The organism is Mycobacterium sp. E136 (genome assembly GCF_001666865.1).
Classification (GTDB): Bacteria; Actinomycetota; Actinomycetes; order Mycobacteriales; family Mycobacteriaceae; genus Mycobacterium.
In genome coordinates, this window is sequence record NZ_LZJE01000017.1 from 1 (window position 1) to 17,151 (window position 17,151).

Annotated in this window: 13 protein-coding genes and 4 pseudogenes; 11 read left to right on the top strand and 6 right to left on the bottom strand. The window is 64.7% G+C overall.

Going from position 1 to position 17,151, the window contains the following annotated elements; all coding sequences use genetic code 11:
* The 5 genes and pseudogenes from A5698_RS01220 to A5698_RS27740 all read left to right on the top strand — a co-directional run.
* The coding region (locus A5698_RS01220; protein ID WP_231967254.1) for a transposase at positions 1 to 881 on the top strand (881 nt) is incomplete at its 5' end.
* A 361-nt stretch (positions 882 to 1,242) separates the two neighbouring features.
* Positions 1,243 to 2,655, top strand: coding sequence for an HNH endonuclease signature motif containing protein (locus tag A5698_RS01225; protein ID WP_068292286.1), 1,413 nt, complete (start codon positions 1,243 to 1,245; stop codon positions 2,653 to 2,655).
* 139 nt (positions 2,656 to 2,794) lie between these two features.
* Entirely contained in the window at positions 2,795 to 4,222 is a 1,428-nt protein-coding gene (locus tag A5698_RS01230; RefSeq protein ID WP_068292292.1) for a nitrate/nitrite transporter, read from the top strand.
* 5 nt (positions 4,223 to 4,227) lie between these two features.
* The gene (locus tag A5698_RS01235; RefSeq protein ID WP_068292293.1) at positions 4,228 to 8,175 is read left to right on the top strand and encodes a bifunctional nitrate reductase/sulfite reductase flavoprotein subunit alpha; all 3,948 of its coding nucleotides are present in this window, start codon (positions 4,228 to 4,230) and stop codon (positions 8,173 to 8,175) included.
* An 89-nt stretch (positions 8,176 to 8,264) separates the two neighbouring features.
* Positions 8,265 to 8,525 (top strand): annotated as a pseudogene (locus A5698_RS27740) (helix-turn-helix domain-containing protein); the annotation flags it as partial.
* 197 nt (positions 8,526 to 8,722) lie between these two features.
* On the opposite strand, the gene A5698_RS01240 reads toward A5698_RS27740, so the two are convergent.
* The 5 genes and pseudogenes from A5698_RS01240 to A5698_RS01260 form a co-directional block, all read right to left on the bottom strand.
* On the bottom strand, positions 8,723 to 9,157 hold the full coding sequence (locus A5698_RS01240) for a type II toxin-antitoxin system VapC family toxin (protein WP_046286737.1): 435 nt from the start codon (positions 9,155 to 9,157) through the stop codon (positions 8,723 to 8,725).
* 3 nt (positions 9,158 to 9,160) lie between these two features.
* Positions 9,161 to 9,615: pseudogene (locus A5698_RS29225) on the bottom strand (type II toxin-antitoxin system Phd/YefM family antitoxin).
* 487 nt (positions 9,616 to 10,102) lie between these two features.
* On the bottom strand, positions 10,103 to 10,681 hold the full coding sequence (locus tag A5698_RS01250) for a carboxymuconolactone decarboxylase family protein (RefSeq protein ID WP_036428816.1): 579 nt from the start codon (positions 10,679 to 10,681) through the stop codon (positions 10,103 to 10,105).
* The gene (locus tag A5698_RS01255; protein ID WP_046286738.1) at positions 10,678 to 11,814 is read right to left on the bottom strand and encodes a zinc-dependent alcohol dehydrogenase; all 1,137 of its coding nucleotides are present in this window, start codon (positions 11,812 to 11,814) and stop codon (positions 10,678 to 10,680) included. Before A5698_RS01255 ends, A5698_RS01250 begins: the two co-directional genes overlap by 4 nt.
* Positions 11,811 to 12,179, bottom strand: a pseudogene (locus A5698_RS01260) (TLP1 C-terminal extension domain-containing protein); the annotation flags it as partial. The gene A5698_RS01255 and the pseudogene A5698_RS01260, both read right to left, overlap by 4 nt.
* A 275-nt stretch (positions 12,180 to 12,454) precedes the next feature.
* On the opposite strand from A5698_RS01260, the gene A5698_RS01265 reads away from it, so the two are divergent.
* The 5 genes and pseudogenes from A5698_RS01265 to A5698_RS28345 all read left to right on the top strand — a co-directional run.
* Positions 12,455 to 12,979, top strand: a complete 525-nt coding sequence (locus tag A5698_RS01265; RefSeq protein WP_008256180.1) for a TetR/AcrR family transcriptional regulator — start codon at positions 12,455 to 12,457, stop codon at positions 12,977 to 12,979.
* A 53-nt stretch (positions 12,980 to 13,032) separates the two neighbouring features.
* Positions 13,033 to 13,470 (top strand): PaaI family thioesterase, encoded by a 438-nt coding sequence (locus A5698_RS01270; protein ID WP_046286743.1) that lies wholly within the window; start codon positions 13,033 to 13,035, stop codon positions 13,468 to 13,470.
* Positions 13,470 to 14,381 (top strand): alpha/beta fold hydrolase, encoded by a 912-nt coding sequence (locus A5698_RS01275; protein WP_046286740.1) that lies wholly within the window; start codon positions 13,470 to 13,472, stop codon positions 14,379 to 14,381. Before A5698_RS01270 ends, A5698_RS01275 begins: the two co-directional genes overlap by 1 nt.
* Before the next feature lie 92 nt (positions 14,382 to 14,473).
* Positions 14,474 to 15,052: a TetR/AcrR family transcriptional regulator gene (locus tag A5698_RS01280; RefSeq protein ID WP_174682934.1), complete on the top strand. Its 579-nt coding sequence runs from the start codon at positions 14,474 to 14,476 to the stop codon at positions 15,050 to 15,052.
* A 147-nt stretch (positions 15,053 to 15,199) separates the two neighbouring features.
* A pseudogene (locus A5698_RS28345) lies at positions 15,200 to 15,624 on the top strand (IS1380 family transposase); the annotation flags it as partial.
* Between the two features lie 68 nt (positions 15,625 to 15,692).
* On the opposite strand, the gene A5698_RS01285 reads toward A5698_RS28345, so the two are convergent.
* Positions 15,693 to 16,658 carry a helix-turn-helix transcriptional regulator gene (locus A5698_RS01285; RefSeq protein WP_059087303.1) on the bottom strand — a complete coding sequence of 322 codons (966 nt, stop codon included), beginning with the start codon at positions 16,656 to 16,658 and terminating at the stop codon, positions 15,693 to 15,695.
* Between the two features lie 162 nt (positions 16,659 to 16,820).
* Here A5698_RS01285 and A5698_RS01290 point away from each other — a divergent pair, with 162 nt between their 5' ends.
* Entirely contained in the window at positions 16,821 to 17,141 is a 321-nt protein-coding gene (locus A5698_RS01290) for a 2Fe-2S iron-sulfur cluster-binding protein (protein ID WP_012394830.1), read from the top strand.
* Positions 17,142 to 17,151: the final 10 nt, after the last annotated feature.

A 17,151-nucleotide genomic window follows, 5' to 3' on the forward strand; every position in this document is an offset into this window, starting at 1 on the left:
CCGCGATCTGCTGGGCGCGTAGTTTCGGCGAGGTCGTCGCTGTCGGTGTTGAGGGCACCAGCTCCTACGGTGCAGGGTTGACACAGGCATTGCAGATCAACGACATTCACGTCGTCGAGGTCAACCGTCCCGACCGCTCGGCGCGGCGCCGCCAAGGCAAGTCCGACCCTCTCGATGCTTATAGCGCTGCTCGTGCGGTGTTGGCCGGCCACGGCCTTGCCGTGCCCAAAGACTCCCGCACCGGGGCCCTCAAAGCGCTGCTGATCGCTCGTCGCGGCGCGATCAAAGCCCGCACCGCGGCTATCCAGCAGATCAAGGACCTGCTTGTGACCGCCCCGGCCGATCTTCGGGAACGCTACCGCCGTTACCCCACCACCCTGCGTCTGGTCGAAGCGCTGGCCGGCTGCCGCCCCCGCGCACACGAGGACCCCACAACGGTATCGGTGCTGATCGCCTGTAAAGCGCTCGCGCAACGCATCGGGTACCTCGAGCGCCAAGACCGTGAGCTGACCGCTGAGCTCGACGCCTTGACCGCCGCGCTCAACCCCGCTTTGCGGGCGGCCTACGGAGTGGGCCCCGACACCGCCGCCCAACTGCTCATCACAGCCGGAACCAACAGTCACCGACTACGCAGCGAAGCAGCGTTCGCCATGCTGACTGGGGTCGCACCGATCCCGGCCTCATCGGGAAAAACCACCCGGCATCGGCTGTCCCGCGGCGGAGACCGCGCCGCCAACAACGCCCTGCACCGTAGGAGCTGGTGCCCTCAACACCGACAGCGACGACCTCGCCGAAACTACGCGCCCAGCAGATCGCGGCCCAGTAGCCGCTCGGGTTGGTACGGAATTCGGCATCACCAAGCAGTCCGCCGGTATCGGTGATCGCAGCCACGTGGATGGTGTCGAGGTGGGTGTCAGCGCCGATGACGACGCGGCGTGGGGATGTCACGATGGTGGTGTCCTCTCCGTGCAATGAACCGTGCGGCTGGGTGACAACCCGGTAGGGCGGGCAGACAAGACATTGATGAGGCAGCGGACAGGCTCCTGATTAAGTCATGTCCGCCCTACCAGGGCTGTTGTGGTACTTGCACGCACGTCGCCGGTGAGACAAATCAATTGGAAGACAACCCAGCAGGGCGCCAGTCACAGGCCGAGTCATCACCGGCGGCGAACGAGCAAGACCATCCTCACCCGAACCCGATTAACGGAATCAATGTCATACCCCCGTGGCATAGTCGAATATATGTTCGACTCGGAGTTTGCGACGGCAGACGATGCCGCAGTCGTGGCTGCGATCGAGGAGTGCACGCGGGCCGAAGCAAGGGCGGGAGCCCGTCGGCTCGCCGCGATTGCCGAACTTGCCCGCCGCAGAGTCGACGATGACGACCGATCGGCATTCGACGGTTGGGACGCGGCCGCCGCCGAAGTCGCGGCCGCTATGACCGTCGGCCACAAGCGGGCCTCGGCACAGATGCGCATAGCGATCGCACTTCGGGACCGACTTCCCCGCGTCGCGGCGCTGTACCTGCAGGGCGCCATCAATTCCCGCGTGGCTTCGGCACTTACGTGGCGCACACAGTTCGTCGACGACGCCGAGGCGCTCGCTTTGATCGACACCGCTTTGGCGGAAGGCGCTATCAGGTGGGGTCGGCTGTCCGACTACAAGCTCGAGAGGGCAATCGATGCGTGGGTCGAGCGATACGATCCCGACGGGTTGCGCCGCAGCGAATCAACCACGCGCAGCCGGGACTTCTCGGTCGGGGACATCGACGATCCGGCGGGAACCACGTCGGTGTGGGGACGCCTGCTGGCCACGGACGGTGCTGTTCTCAAACGTCGAATAGCCGAGATGGTGCAAACCCTCTGCGATGGCGATCCGCGAACCGCTGGAGAGCGCCGATCGGACGCGGTCGGCGCAATGCTCGCGGGCAGTGACCGCCTCGCGTGCGCCTGCGGATCCGACACCTGTCCGTCTGCTGACGCGTCGCGATCGTCGAATGTCGTCATCCATGTCCTCGCAGAGCGATCGACGGTCGATGTGGCATTGCGGCAGCGGACAGCCGCCGAGTCCAAGGCTAGGCCGCCCGCGGCGCTCATCCTCGGCGAGGACGTAGTGCCGGCATCACTGCTGTCACAACTGATCCGAGCTGGCGCGAAGATTCGTCCGATCACATTGCCCAGCGACAAGCCTGAGCCGCAGTACCGGCCGTCGGCCGAGTTGGCTCAGTTCGTACGCATGCGAGATCTGCACTGCCGGGCGCCCGGTTGCAACATGCCAGCCGATCGTGGCGACATCGACCACACCATCCCGTATCCGTTCGGGACCACGCATGCGTCGAATCTCAAGTGCCTGTGCCGAAAACACCATCTGATGAAGACGTTTGGTGGATGGGACGACACTCAACTGCCCGACGGTACGGTGATCTGGACCTCACCGAGCGGGAGGAAGTACACCACCCAACCCGGCAGCAGAATCTTCTTCCCGACCTGGGATACGACGACCGCTGACCTTCCTCCGCCGGCGGGCTTGCCGCCGACGACCCACGACCGCGGGGTGATGATGCCACTGCGACGGCGTAGCCGCGCCGCCGATCATGCCGCGCGAATCAAGGCCGAACGCGCGAGGAATCGGCTAGCCGCCTGCGCGCCGTTCTGATCAAGGCGGAGTAACCCACGCCACAATTGTTTCGGGCACGTTTCGGGCGATTGGAATGGGTCGCGCGAGCCATGTGAGCGGGTGTTGACCTCGCGGTCATGGACGTGCAACGGCCACGGAATGGCCGCCCGCCATCGTGATGCCCGTGAAGACTTTGAGCCGCAGCCGCACGATCGAACACTGGGACGCCGAGGACGTCGAGGCGTGGGAATCGGGCGGTAAAGACATCGCCAAGCGGAATTTGATCTGGTCGATCTTCGCCGAGCACGTCGGCTTCTCGGTCTGGTCGATCTGGTCGGTGATGGTGCTGTTCATGCCCCAGGACGTCTACGGCATCGACCCCGCGGGCAAGTTCTACCTGGTCGCGATCCCCACCCTGATCGGGGCGATCCTGCGGATCCCGTACACGATCGCCCCGGCGCGGTTCGGCGGGCGCAACTGGACCATCGTCAGCGCCCTGCTGCTGTTGATTCCGACCGTGCTCACGCTGTGGGCGATGAGCAATCCCGGCACGTCCTACACCACGTTCATGATCGTGGCCGCGGTATCCGGCGTGGGCGGCGGCAACTTCGCGTCGTCGATGACCAACATCAACGCGTTCTACCCGCAACGGCTCAAGGGCTGGGCGCTCGGGCTGAACGCCGGCGGCGGCAACATCGGCGTGCCGGTGATCCAGCTGGTCGGACTCCTGGTGATCGCCACCGTGAGCAACACCGCACCCGAAATCGTCTGCGCCATCTACCTCGTCCTCGTCGCATTGGCGGCGCTGGGGGCCGCGCTGTTCATGGACAACCTCGGCAATCAGCGATCCAATCTCGGCGCGATGGCAGAAGCGTTGCGGTTCAAGCACTCCTGGGTGATGAGCTTCCTCTACATCGGCACGTTCGGCTCGTTCATCGGGTTCTCGTTCGCCTTCGGCCAGGTATTGCAGATCAACTTCCTCGCCGGCGGCGACACCCCGGCCCAAGCGTCGCTGCACGCCGCCCAGATCGCCTTCATCGGCCCGCTGCTCGGATCCATCTCGCGGCCGTTCGGCGGCAAGCTGGCCGACAAGGTCGGCGGCGGCAGGATTACGCTCTACACCTTCGTCGCGATGATCTTCGCCGCGGGAATCCTGGTCGCGGCAGGCGTTCTCGACGACGGCACGGCGGGCGCGGCCACTGGCGGGCAGATGGCCGCTTATGTCACCGGCTTCATCCTGCTGTTCATTCTCTCGGGCATCGGCAACGGTTCGACGTACAAGATGATCCCGTCGATCTTCGAGGCCAAGGCCCAAGGCCGCGACGGCTGGAGCCGTGAGGACAGGGCCGCATGGTCGCGCAGCATGTCCGGCGCGCTGATCGGCTTCGCCGGTGCGACCGGCGCGCTCGGAGGCGTTTTCATCAACGTCGTGCTGCGCGCGTCGTACGTCAGCGACGCCAAGTCCGCCACGAACGCGTTCTGGGTGTTCCTCGGCTTCTATGTGATCTGCGCGATCGTCACCTGGTTCGTGTTCCTGCGCATGCAGACCTCGCGGGCCGGTGTCGGCGAGCAGATCGGCCGCGCCGCCGCACCGGTGCCCGCCTGACGCCCATGGCTACTCGGACGGCGTGCTCGTACTGCGGCGTGGGCTGCGGTATCGAGGTGCACACCGCCACCGACCGCGAGACCGGCAACCCGGTCATCGCACGGGTCACCGGGGACAAGCTGCATCCGGCCAACTTCGGCAGGCTGTGCACCAAGGGCGCCACCCACGCCGAGATGATGCGCGCCGACGACGGCCGCCTGACCTCGGCGATGCTGCGGCCCAGCCGCGGCGAGGAACTGGTGCCCACACCGGTCGACGACGCCGTCGCCGAGGCGGGCCGGCGGCTGCGGGCCATCGTCGACGAGCACGGCCCGGACGCGGTCGCGCTCTACGTCTCGGGCCAGATGTCGATCGAGGCGCAGTACCTCGCAACCAAATTGGCCAAGGGGTATCTGCGCACGGTGCACATCGAGTCGAACTCGCGTCTCTGCATGGCCAGTGCCGGAACGGGCTTCAAACAGTCGCTGGGCGCCGACGGTCCTCCCGGCTCCTACGCCGACTTCGACTGCACCGACCTGTTTTTCGTCATCGGCTCCAACATGGCCGACTGTCACCCGATCCTGTACCTGCGGATGGCCGACCGGCTCAAGGCGGGAGCCAAGCTGATCGTCGTCGACCCCCGTCGCACCACGACCGCCGAACGCGCCGACCTCTTCCTGCAGATCAAACCCGGCACCGACCTCGCGCTGCTGAACGGGCTTTTGCACCTGCTTGTCGAGAACGGCGACATCGACGGTGAATTCATCGACGCTCACACCGAGGGCTGGGAAGCGATGCCGGCGTTTCTCGCCGACTACACCCCGGACCGGGTCGCTCGGCTCACCGGCCTGGCGGAGGACGACATCCGCCGCGCCGCGCGGATGATCGCCGAGGCAGGGGAGTGGCTGAGCTGCTGGACGATGGGGCTCAACCAGAGCACTCACGGAACGTGGAACACCAACGCCATCTGCAACCTGCACCTCGCCACGGGCGCGATCTGCCGGCCGGGCAGTGGACCGATGTCGCTGACCGGTCAGCCCAACGCCATGGGCGGACGCGAAATGGGCTATATGGGACCGGGATTGCCCGGTCAGCGTGCGGTCACCTCGGCTGAGGACCGTGCGTTCGTCGAGGGACAGTGGGGTCTGCCGGCGGGGATGATCCGCAGCGACGTCGGCCCGGGAACGGTGGACATGTTCCGAGGCCTCGCCGACGGCGACATCAAGGCCTGCTGGATCATCTGCACCAATCCCGTTGCCACGGTGGCGAATCGGTCGACGGTGATCGAGGGGTTGCAAGCGGCAGAGCTCGTCATCACCCAAGACGCCTACCGCGCCACGGCCACCAACGCCTACGCCGACATCGTGCTGCCCGCCGCGATGTGGGCGGAGGCCGACGCGGTGATGGTCAACTCCGAACGCAACCTGACACTGCTGCAGCAGTCGATCCCCGCCCCGGGCCAGGCCCGGCCCGACTGGCAGCTGATCTGTCAGGTCGCGGCCCATCTCGGGTTCGGCGAGCACTTCGCCTACACCTGCAGCGAACAGATCTTCGAGGAGATCCGGCGATTCTGGAACCCGAAGACCGGCTACGACCTTCGCGGCGCCAGCTACGCGCGCCTGCGCGAATCGCCACTGCAGTGGCCGTGCCCGCCGGACGACGAATCTGATCGCCATCCGATCCGCTACCTCAACGACGGCGTCAGCCAGGACCACTTCGTCGACCAGCATGGGAACGCGCCGCGTCTGGCGTTCGCGACCCCGTCGCGGCGGGCCATCTTCCACGCACGTCCGCACATGGACGCGAGGGAACTGCCCGACGACGAATACCCGTTGGTGCTGAATACCGGCCGGCTGCAACACCAGTGGCACACCATGACCAAGACCGGCCGAGTGGAGTCGCTGAACAAGCTGACCGGCGACCCCTTCGTCGAGGTACATCCCGAGGATGCGCTGAGGCTGGGTATCGAGGACGGGCGACCCGTCGAGCTCACGACGCGACGCGGGCGCGCGGTGCTGTCCGCCGCCGTCACCGATCGTGTGCGTCCGGGCAGCTGTTTCGTGCCGTTTCACTGGAACGACGATCACGGCGAGAACCTCACGGTCAACGCGCTGACAAACGACGCCGTCGACCCCGACTCACTACAGCCCGAGTTCAAGGTCTGCGCGGTCAAGCTGACTCCCGTCGCCTCACCGACGCTCACCGAGCACGAAACACTTTACGTGTCGGGCTTTTTCAGCGGACTGGCCGAGGCGCAGTCGGAGGTCCCGGTATTGCCCGGCACCGCACCGGTGTCCACCGGGGTGCGGCAGTGGATCAATGGTCTGCTGGCCGGCCAGGCCCACCGCGCGTCCGACGAACCGGCCCGGCCGGAAGTCGACGGCGGGCCGCTGGTGCTGTGGGCGTCGCAGACAGGCACTGCCGAGGACTTCGCAACGCGGCTGGCCGAGCGGCTCGGCAACGCGCACCTGGTGAACATGGATGACCTGGCGCCCGCCGACCTGGTCGCGGCGCGCGACGTGCTGGTCGTCACGAGTACCTTCGGCGACGGGGGACCGCCCGACAACGGTGCGAGCTTCTGGCAGCGGCTGCAGGCCGAGACGGCGGCGCCGCTGACGGGTCTGCGATATGCGGTGCTGGGCATCGGCGACCGGTCCTACGACGACTTCTGCGGCCACGCCAGGGCCGTGGACGCCCGGCTGGCGGATCTCGGCGCCGTGCGGCTGCTCGAGCGCGCCGACTGCGAGGCCTACGACGACGAGCGGATGCGGCAGTGGGCCGACGATGTCATCGCACTGCTGAACCCGGGCATCGACACCACGCCGCCGACCGGAAGCGTCTCGACACTGGTGCGGCCGGCCACGGTCGCGCAGCCGTTCACCCGCGCGCGTCCGCTGGTCGTGCCGTTGTCCCGCAATGTGGTGCTGACCGGACCCGCGTCGCGGAAAGAGGTGCGCCAGTTCGGCTTCGACATCTCCGAACATGACGTCGAGTATGCGGCAGGTGACTCGCTGGGCGTCTGCGCCACCAACGACCCCGCGATCGTCGACGCGTGGCTGGCGGCGACCGGGATGCCGGGTCAGCACGCTGTTGAGATCGACGGGACCGAGATGTCGTTGCGCGACGCGCTCGTCTCGCATTATGACTTCTGCCGGGTCACGCCCGACCTGGTGCGCTTCATCGCCGAGCACAGTCGGCACGCCAAGGCGCTGCGGGCGCCGAAGGCGAAACTGGACAAGTGGCTGGTCGGCCGCAACGGCCTCGACCTCGTCCAGGAGTTCGTCGTCCACGCCGATCCCGACGAGTGGCGCGAGGTTCTCGTGCGGTTGACCCCGCGCAGCTACTCGATCTCGTCGAGCCCGCTGGTCAGCCCGCACGAGGTGCAGTTGACTGTGTCGGTGGTGCGCTACCGCGGCGCCGACGGCGGCGGGCGCGGCGGCGTCTGTTCGACCTTCCTCGCCGACCGCGCGTCGTCGGCACCGGTCTTTCTGCAGCGCTCGCCGCACTTCCGGCCGCCGGAAGACGGCACGACCCCGATGATCATGGTCGGCCCCGGCACGGGTGTCGCGCCGTTCCGCGGGTTCCTGCAGGAGCGACGGGCGCTCGGGCATCGCGGTCGCAACTGGCTGTTCTTCGGTGAGCAGCACCGCGACCAGAACTACTACTACCGCGACGATTTCGAGGACATGGCCCGCGACGGGCTGCTGCACCGGCTCGATCTCGCGTTCTCCCGCGACCAGGCCTCACGGGTCTACGTACAGCACCGGATGCTCGAACAGGGGGCCGAGGTGTGGCGCTGGCTCGACGACGGTGCGCACTTCTACGTCTGCGGCGACGCCACCCGCATGGCCAAGGACGTCGACGCCGCGCTGACGACGATCATCGAGACGCACGGCGGGATGTCACACGAACAGGCCCACGACTACAAACGCGAACTGGTCGCGACCAAACGCTATGTGCGCGACGTGTATTGAGATTCGCTGAGTACCGGCACCGAGCGTTGACTCTGCGGTGAGGGCGCGGTATCACCCCGAAATCACGCCCTCAGCGCAGAGTCAACGCCCTCGGAGCCCTGTCGTCGGCCACCGACAACGACGCGCGCCTGCGCGAGACACTGCGGATCTTCCTCCGCACCGGCGCCAGCTACAAGGCCGCCGCAGAGAAACTCAACCTGCACTTCAACTCGGTCAAATACCGCATCCAGCGAGCGGTCGAGCGACGCGGCGCGCCAATCGACGACGCCGATCGCTTGGACGTCGTGCTCGCGCTACTCGTATGCCATTGGTTCGGCGGGTCCGTTCTGCAAGCCGGGAGTCACCGCTGAGACGATATGGAGCCGAAGGAGGTGCGCTGAGCTGCACAAATGAGATGGTGTGAGACAGCGTCGCAATCCGCCGTCGGAGAGCTGGTGGTGTCCGAGGGGGGACTTGGCCACTTACGACACGGGTTCTGACCTGGCGAATCGGTACCTGATCGTCATCCATGCCGGGGTCGACCCACCTCTGACGTCGAGCGGTCGGATTAGCGGTCGAGTTGGGCGGGGGCGAGTCGGCACCCGGCGGCTTGGGCTCCGGCGTGCAGGCGTCGGTCCCAAACGGCGACGATCAGGCCGGGGTCGCCGACTGCCAACGCGCTGGCCAGATGGACAGCGTCGGCTCCGCGCAAGGCATGGGCGCGGGCGAGGCGGCCGGCGTGCTGTTCAATTGTCGCGGTGAGTTCGACTGGGCGGGTGGCGGCCCAGAAGTCCTCCCAGTCACGCTCGGCAGCGGCGAGCTCGGATTCAGTTAGGTCGTGATTGCGGGCTGCTGCAGCGAGTGCGGCGCGGACTTCGGGGTAGGCCAGACGGCTGGACAATGCGGCGTCGCAGCCGTCCCATAGCGCGGACGCCAGCGAGCTCCCTGTCTCGGTGGTGAGAAGTTTGACGAAGGCGCTGGCGTCGAAGTAGACGAGCGGCACCGGTCAGCGCCGCTGGTCGCTGACCTGGTCAGACACCGGCCGCCGCGGCCTGGGCCGGGACCGTCCCGCAGCGACGGGCCGCTGCGCGGTGGCCCTGCCAATCACGCCTTCGGCCGTGAGACGCTCCAAGGTGCCTGCGCTGTCCAGCGCAGCGAGTCGCGCGACCGGAATCCCGCGGTCGGTGATGACGACCTCACCACCAGCCCGAACTCGATCGAGCCAATCGCTAAGGTGCGCGCGCAACTCGGTCACGGATACCTCCACACCGTGAACTGTACACTCGCTGAACCGTGATTTGTACATGTCACTCCTGAGTGTGGCAACGACGACCTGAGAGATTGACCTGCGCAAGCCGGAGGCGAGGTGGCAACGGGCCGGTACACCGATTCGTCCGCGGTGCTGGCGACGCCGAGACGGTCGATATCATGGTGGCTGGTGGCCTTCCGTCCAAGCTGCATCCGAAGGTGTTGCGGCGGAAGGTGTTTGCCGTCCCCGGTGGGACTTCGGCGCAGCTGGCGTTCGTGGTCAGCTGCATGGAGGCGGCAGCGCCTCGGTGTCGGACGCCGGGTCTAGCTTGCAGCAGCGGGCTCTTGAATTCTCTGCTTGAGGTGCTGTGTGCGGTGACTGCTGGCGATCGCCTTCATTGGCGTTCTGTTGCCAGCGACCCGATTGAACGACTCTCCCAGTAGTAACAGTTGGCCTGAGTCGCGAAGAACCTCGACATGCCTTGGATCGTATTCGTATGACGGAGCGTGCTTCAAGCTGGTGTAGGCGTCCCAGAACAGTTGGCTCCACATGTTTAGTTGGTGGCATTACCCCGAGACCGTGGCTATGAGACCGAAATCACAACTACCCGTTTGAAATTCAATAGCCCACAACTGACTAGGAACATAAGGGGTAACCGAGCTTCAACTTGGGTGCGATTGCTGAACAACCGGTTTTTACTCAATCGTCACGTCGAGGGGCTCGCCCATCGGGCGGCCAGGAGTCGGTACCCGACTCAAGCGGAATATTCAAGGATCGAAGCAGGATCGAAAAGAGCCGCCAATTGGCGATCGCTCCGACAAGTTCGACCAAAACCGCGTGATCGCCATTGAATGCCTTGTGGCACGCGGCCCAGTTTTCCTCGGCAATGACCCCGTCACGTACCACATCATCGGTCGCCGCCAGGACTGCACGCTCGGCATGGCCCAGACGATTGGAACTTTGCCAGTCACGCACCGCCAGAAGGTCATCCGAAGCCACACCGAGCAGCGTCGCGATTCGCCAATGCTGTGTCCACTCATATACCGACCCCGTTACCCAGCCGATGCGCATGATGATCAATTCGCGTAGCCGGGCGTCGAGCACACCGTTAAATAGCAGCGCCTCGAGCATTCCGTACAGGGCCACTGCGAGGCTCGGCTGGTGAAGTGCCACGCGAAATACTGACAGTTCTGCCATCTCTTCGGGCAGCCCACACTCGGCAGCCCGCAGCCGGGCCTGCTCAAGGTCGAGCATCGGTACGCGTTCCGTCCTCGTCACGTGACCTTTCTCTGTTGAAGCTCCGCATGCTGTGAGGGCGTGGGCACGAAGACGTTGTGCAGGGCCGCACTCGATTTGGCATTTTCATCTGCAAGCGAACTGAGCAGCGGCGCGAGACCAGCGAATCCGGTTGATTCTCTTGTGATCCGGTCGAACGGCCAGCGGCGCGTGGCCAGAATCTCGAGGGCTGCCCGGTAGGCGGGATACTCCACGCCGAGTGCACCGGAGATGTGTAATTCCTTATACACCAGCGTGTCTGGTTCAAAGCCGGGCGCGCCGCCTCCGCCGCGGGTGCCGGCAACCACGACCGTGCCGCCAGGCCTGGCAAGGGCGACGGCGTCGGCGAACGCGGAGGGTGCTTTGGCGGTGACATCGACGACCACGTCGGCAAGCTGTCCGCCTGTCTCACGCTGGAGCGCTGTCACTGCATCGTCCTGCGATACGTCGATGGGCAGGTCGACACCGAATGATCTGGCTATGGCCAGTCGCTGATCGTCGCGTGGACCGATGCCGGTCATCGCGACGAAAGCGGCTCCCGCCTCTTTCGCCGCCACCGCCGCGCAGATCCCGCGGATGCCCGGTCCCAGTATCGCTACGATACCCCCCGCCTTGGTGTCGGGAAGAGTTTTCCCCCATTGGATACCGGCCCCGAGAGGGTTGAACAACGTGGCGAGAACGGGGTCCATGTCTTCGGCAATCGGGAGTAGCATCGCGTCCCACGGAAGCTCCACATGGGTGGCGTATCCGCCCCATAACCCGGCGCCGATCTCCACGTCGACGAACCCGAACATGGTGGCGATGCCGTTCACCGCACATCGCCGGTATTCGCCGCGGCGACACTCCGGGCAGTCTCGGCAGGACCGGAACACCTCGACGGCCACGCGCTGGCCGGCCTGGACGCACAAGCGTTCGCTGGCCGCATTGCCGACATGTTCGACGATGCCGACGATTTCGTGACCTGGAACGAATGAGAAGCCGGCAGGCAGGTGTCCGGTGAATTGTTCGTGATCTGTACCGCATAGACCACATGCTTCAACTCGCAGGATCGCACCGCGGTCACCGACGTCGGGGATGGTCATCTGGCGCCGCTCCAGATTCCGCGGTCCGGTCAACACCATGGCCTCGGCGATCATGGAAGCTCGAATCCCGTGGACGACCCTGTGTTTCGGAGGCAAACCGTTCTGCCAACGTACATCTCGCCCGCCATCGCCTCGGCAATCTGCGGATCGTCGCTGCGTGCGACGACTCTTCGCCCGTCGGACAGGTGCGCGATGATCGGTGTCCATCGAGGTCGCCCGTCTCGGTCGTATTCGACCGTGTACCCGTCCACTGTCGCGCGACCGGTCGCCTCGTCGACGCCTGCGACGGCCAGCCGCGATGAATCGATCTGAGCTTGTTCGTCTGCCGTGTCGATCAGTCGCCACCCGGTTGGTGGAGGGGTGGCCGACCACACACCGACCGAATGTTTCGTCGAATACCAACCGAGGCCGGTGACGACGTCGTCCCCGCGATGGGTTACTTCGCCTACGCCGACCACCACCGGAGTACGCGCTTCTACCGACAATCGATCACTCGCTCAGGGCCACGGGCTGTTGTGAGACACGAATGCGATGGTGTCATATCTGCAGTCAAGCCACAATGGTGTGCGCCCGCGGCATACTGGCTGTTGTGTCGACGAAGTTGGTGCGATGGGGTGCCGCCGCGCCGTCAGATCGTGGTTCCGCTCGCGACCGATTGCTAGATGCTGCCGAGCGGTGCCTAGAGAGTTGCGGCGTGGTAGGCACGACCATGGAGGACATCGGCAGAACAGCGGGTGTCTCCAGGGCAACGGTGTATCGCTACTTCCCTAATCGGGAGGCGGTGATGTCGGGCGTCATCATTCGCGCCGCCGAGCGCTATCTCGATCGCATCAACCCCCGGATCGCGGAGCACACCGATCTGGGCTCCGCTCTCGTCGATTTCGTGGAATACACAGTTGAGGCCGCGCGCCGCGAAGAGATCATCGGATTGTTGTTCGGCAGCGACGAGGAACTCGCCGGCGTTGGCCTCGCGGCGGGGACCTCGACGTCACTCTTCGAACTCGTCACCGAGTTTCTCCGTCCCATCTTCAGGAGACACTGGAGTTACGTAGAACCGGGCGTCTCCGTCGACGACGCCGCCGAGTGGGTTCTCCGCACGATACTGAGCCTGCTGACTGTTCGAGGACCGCGGGAGCGCAGTCGTGACGGGCTCCGGACATTTCTTTCAAGGTTTCTCCTTCCCGCAATCCTGGCGAGCGACCATTGTCGACCGATGTGACAGACAAGGCGTAATGTCTCAACCACAGCTGAGGTAGGAGGCCGGACATGTCTGTGCAGTTCACCACGTTCAACCAGCAGGTCGCTGAACAACTGCAGAGCGCAGCAGAAACCACGGGCGGGTTGGCCGGTTACCTCGGCTTCCGGCACACTGACTTCACTGCTGGACGGCTCGTCGCGGAGATGGACGCACGCGACGACCTGAAGACGCCTTTCGGCAACTTGCATGGCGGCTGCTTGTCGGCCATGGTCGACCATTGCCTTGGAGTGGTGTTTTATCCCGTGATTCCGATGGGATCCTGGGTCGCGACGACGGAGTTCAAACTGAATTTGCTTCGTCCAGTTTCCAGCGGAACCTGTGTAGCCACGGCTGAGATCATCTCGCTGGGCAGAACCAGCGGTGTGGCACGTATCGACATCTGCAACGACGGCAGAGCGGTGTGTGCGGCGCAGGGCACCGTCACCGTCGTCGCACCGAAGGCCATCTCTTGATGTCTGCAAACAGAGCACATGATTTGTCCGCTCCTGTCGTCGAGCGCGTGCCCACGGTGGATGGGCTCTCGCTGGCGGTCGACTTCTACCGCTGTGACGGACCGCGGGCGGTCGTGTTGCTCCTTCACGGCGGTGGTCAGAGCCGGCACGCCTGGGATGTCACCGCCCAACGATTGCATCAGCGGGGCTACACCGTTGCCGCCTACGACGCAAGGGGACATGGTGACAGCGACTGGGATCCAGACGGACGCTATGACATCGAACGGCTGGGGTCCGACCTGTTGGCCGTGCGCGCGTACGCCGGCTCCGCCCGCCCAGTTGCCGCGATCGGGGCATCGTTGGGCGGTTTGACCATCCTCGGCACGCACTTGCTCGCCCCATCGGAGCTATGGCAGGCCGTCGTCCTGGTTGACATCACTCCGCGAATGCAGATGCACGGCGCCCGCCGAGTCCTATCGTTCATGTCGGCCCATCCCGAAGGTTTCGACAGCCTAGAGTCGGCCGCTGACGTGATCGCCGCCTACAACCCGCACCGCCCTCGCCCCGAAAACGTCGACGGCCTTCAAAAAGTCCTCCGCCGACGTGGAGACGGTCGCTGGGCCTGGCGATGGGATCCGGCGTTTGCGACGTCGAATTTTCAGTTCCTGCAGAGTGATTCAGACGACGGCGCAGAGGAGTTCGAGATGATGAGCGCATTCCTTGTCGATGGCGCGCGACAGGTGTCCGCGCCGGCGCTGCTGGTCCGCGGCCTGCTGTCGGACATAGTCTCCGAAGAGACAGTGAAGGATTTCCTCACCTTGGTTCCCCACGCGCAAACCGTTGACGTGTCAGGCGCGGGCCACATGGTTGCTGGCGACAACAACGACGCATTCTCGACGGCGGTCGTCGACTTTCTCGACCGTACCGTTTGACGCCAGTCGTCGGGCTGCGCGGGAGATCCCAGTTCGCCACCTATTCTGCTCGTATGCCAACTGATTCGGCGCGGATGTCGTTTCGCCGACATATCCGCGAGCAGGTCTTGAGGGCGACACGGGAACTCACCATTGAGAAGGGCTGGGAACAAGTCCGAGTGAGTGAGGTCGCCGAACTTGTCGGCGTCTCCCGACCGACGCTATACAAGGAGTTCGGCGATAAGCAGGGACTTGGTGACGCGCTCGTGGTGGCCGAGGGTCAGCGCTTCCTGGAGGGTATCCACGCCATTCTCGCCGAACACACCGGCGACGTTCAGGGCGGCATCACCGCAGCGGTGCGGTTCACCCTGCGTGAAGCAGAAGCCAGTCCGCTCCTGAAGTCGGTGCTGACGTCCAACCACTCAGGGGATGATCGCGCCGGTGCGCCGACGACGGGCGTTCTTCCTCTCCTGCCGACATCGGCGTCCCTGCTCCAGCTCTCCTCCGCGGCTTTGGTCGCGTGGTTTCACGACCACTTCGCCGATCTCGACTCCGAAGACGTCGAGGAGGTCGCAGACGTTCTGGTGCGGCTCACCGTGAGTCACGTCGTTCTTCCCTCCGCGGACATCGCCACCACGGGTGCGCGGATCTCGCGGGTGGCGCTCCGCTACCTCGGCGTTGGCTATAGATAGCTGTGACTTGAGCGGTCTTGGCCTCGATCCACTGACAATGGACTGTTTGTCGGGGTGTCGGGATAAGGAAAGTGCGTTCTGAGCTGGGAAGATTGATATTGTTCAGGCAACAATCGGTCCAGTTCGAGAACGGCACTTCCGGCGCGAGTGTCCCACACGTTCACCCCGCGGTCCGATGTGTTCGATGAGGATATCTGGTGTCGTGCGCGGGCCTGGTGCCGGTGATGGCGCTGGCTGAGCAGGCAGGCCTATCGGAGTTGTTGGCCAACAAGATTCACATCGCAGCTCCCAGGGTCAAGTCGAGGTCGGCCAATCCGGCTCCGAAACTGGCCACCCTGATCGCGAGCATGTAAGCGGGCGCGGATTACATCGATGATGTCGACCTGGTCCGCGCTGGCGGCATAAATCCCTTTTTCCGCCGGGTGTATCCCCCGTCAACGATGGGAACGCTGTTGCGGGAGTTCACTTTCGGTCATGCCCGCCAATTGGATTCGGTGCTGGCCGAGCATCTGGCCGGCTTGTGTGACCGGGTGAATCTGCTGCCCGGCGCGCAGGCTCGGGCCTCCATCGAACACCCGGGGAGAGGCGACGCTGCAGAAAGACGCCGCAAAGGTCGGATCTCCGGACCCGCCGGGACAGCTCAATGTGGTGAGAGCCGGAACTCGCTCGGAGAGCGGCCGGTCCATCGCTTGAAGGCGTGTGAGAAGTTGGCGAGGTCGCTGTATCCGAGATCCGTGGCTATCTCACTCACCGATAGGGATCGGTCGAGTAGCTGCAGCATCGCGCGCTCGCGCAGGAATGCTTGGCGCAACTCGCGAAAGGTGGTCTCCTCTTCGGAGAGGCGCCGCTTGAGTGTGCTGGTGGACATTGACAGCTCATGTGCGAACCAATGTTTACTTCGGCGTCCGGGCTCCTTCTGCAGCAGCCGTCTCACCTTCTCCGAGAACGACGTGGTTTCGCTCCGCTGGTCGAGAGTTCGCTGCAGATCGACGATGGCGAGTCGGTATGCGACGGGATCGGAGAACCGGCACACCTCGTTGAGCGTGTCCGCGGGAACATGGAGGAAGGACATCGGAGCGTCGAAGAACAGGCGCCCGGCGGTAAGGTCGTCCTCGCGATCTTTCAAGGCGGCGGGCGCTGGCCAACTCAAGTGGAGTGTGAGGGTCGGCGCCGCACGGACGAGCATGTCCAGCAGTCGCAACAACGCCAACCCGGCGTACGTGACGGCGAGGCAGTCCAGGGCCCGATCGCTGGTGTGTCCCCAGAGCCCGACGGTGAGGCCTTGGTCATCTGGATGAAACTGTGCTTTGACAGCCGTCGTGATCAACGGCAGATAAGTCAGCAGCTCTACGATCTCGGCCACTGAGCCCGCGCTGACCAGCGGAACACTCAGCGGGCCGAAGGACGTCAACTGTGCCTGTTCGGCTAACGCAAATCCGAGCAGCGTTGCCTGATCGATGTCTAGACCGGGGTACGCCTCACGAAACCACCGTAACGGGGCCTGGACATCACGCTGAATCAGCGTCGCCTCGTCGGTTCCTTCGCGAGCCATGATGTTGCGAAGCCGCGCGACGGCGTCTGGGTCAAACGCCGGGCTCTCGAGCATTTGCACGAATGCGAGTGGGGGCACACCCGCGTCATTGGGGTTCACTGACCATGGCCCCTTTGAGCCGAAATCACAAGTTTCTGACTCCGGCGAACATAGCCGCAGCGCTCATCTGGCGCAAGACTTGTGTCAAGTAACTGAGGACACGCAAGGAGCCTGGCTATGGCAGTTGTCACATTTGTCTCCCACGGCGGCGAGAAGTATGAGGCGCCTCTCGAGGAAGGTCAGTCACTGATGCGGGTCGCGACCAACAATGCGGTGCCCGGCATCGACGGCGACTGCGGAGGCGAAGCCGCGTGCGGCACCTGCCATGTGATCGTCGATCCGCAATGGTCCGATCGGGTCGGCCTCTCCGGGGCCAATGAAGAGGAGATGCTCGCGATGAACCCCGAGCGTCAGCCGACCTCCCGGCTGTCCTGCCAGATGCAGGTCTCTGAGGCGTGGGACGGTTTGATCGTCCATCTGCCCGAGTTCCAACTGTGATGACGAAAGA

Excerpts from the sequence above, each read along its gene's own strand:
- A5698_RS01225 (WP_068292286.1), top strand. The coding sequence starts at position 1,243 with ATGTTCGACTCGGAGTTTGCGACGGCAGACGATGCCGCAGTCGTGGCT.
- A5698_RS01230 (WP_068292292.1), top strand. The coding sequence starts at position 2,795 with ATGCCCGTGAAGACTTTGAGCCGCAGCCGCACGATCGAACACTGGGAC.
- A5698_RS01235 (WP_068292293.1), top strand. The coding sequence starts at position 4,228 with ATGGCTACTCGGACGGCGTGCTCGTACTGCGGCGTGGGCTGCGGTATC.
- A5698_RS01255 (WP_046286738.1), bottom strand. The coding sequence starts at position 11,814 with ATGATCGCCGAGGCCATGGTGTTGACCGGACCGCGGAATCTGGAGCGG.
- A5698_RS01275 (WP_046286740.1), top strand. The coding sequence starts at position 13,470 with ATGTCTGCAAACAGAGCACATGATTTGTCCGCTCCTGTCGTCGAGCGC.
- A5698_RS01285 (WP_059087303.1), bottom strand. The coding sequence starts at position 16,658 with ATGCTCGAGAGCCCGGCGTTTGACCCAGACGCCGTCGCGCGGCTTCGC.
- A5698_RS01290 (WP_012394830.1), top strand. The coding sequence starts at position 16,821 with ATGGCAGTTGTCACATTTGTCTCCCACGGCGGCGAGAAGTATGAGGCG.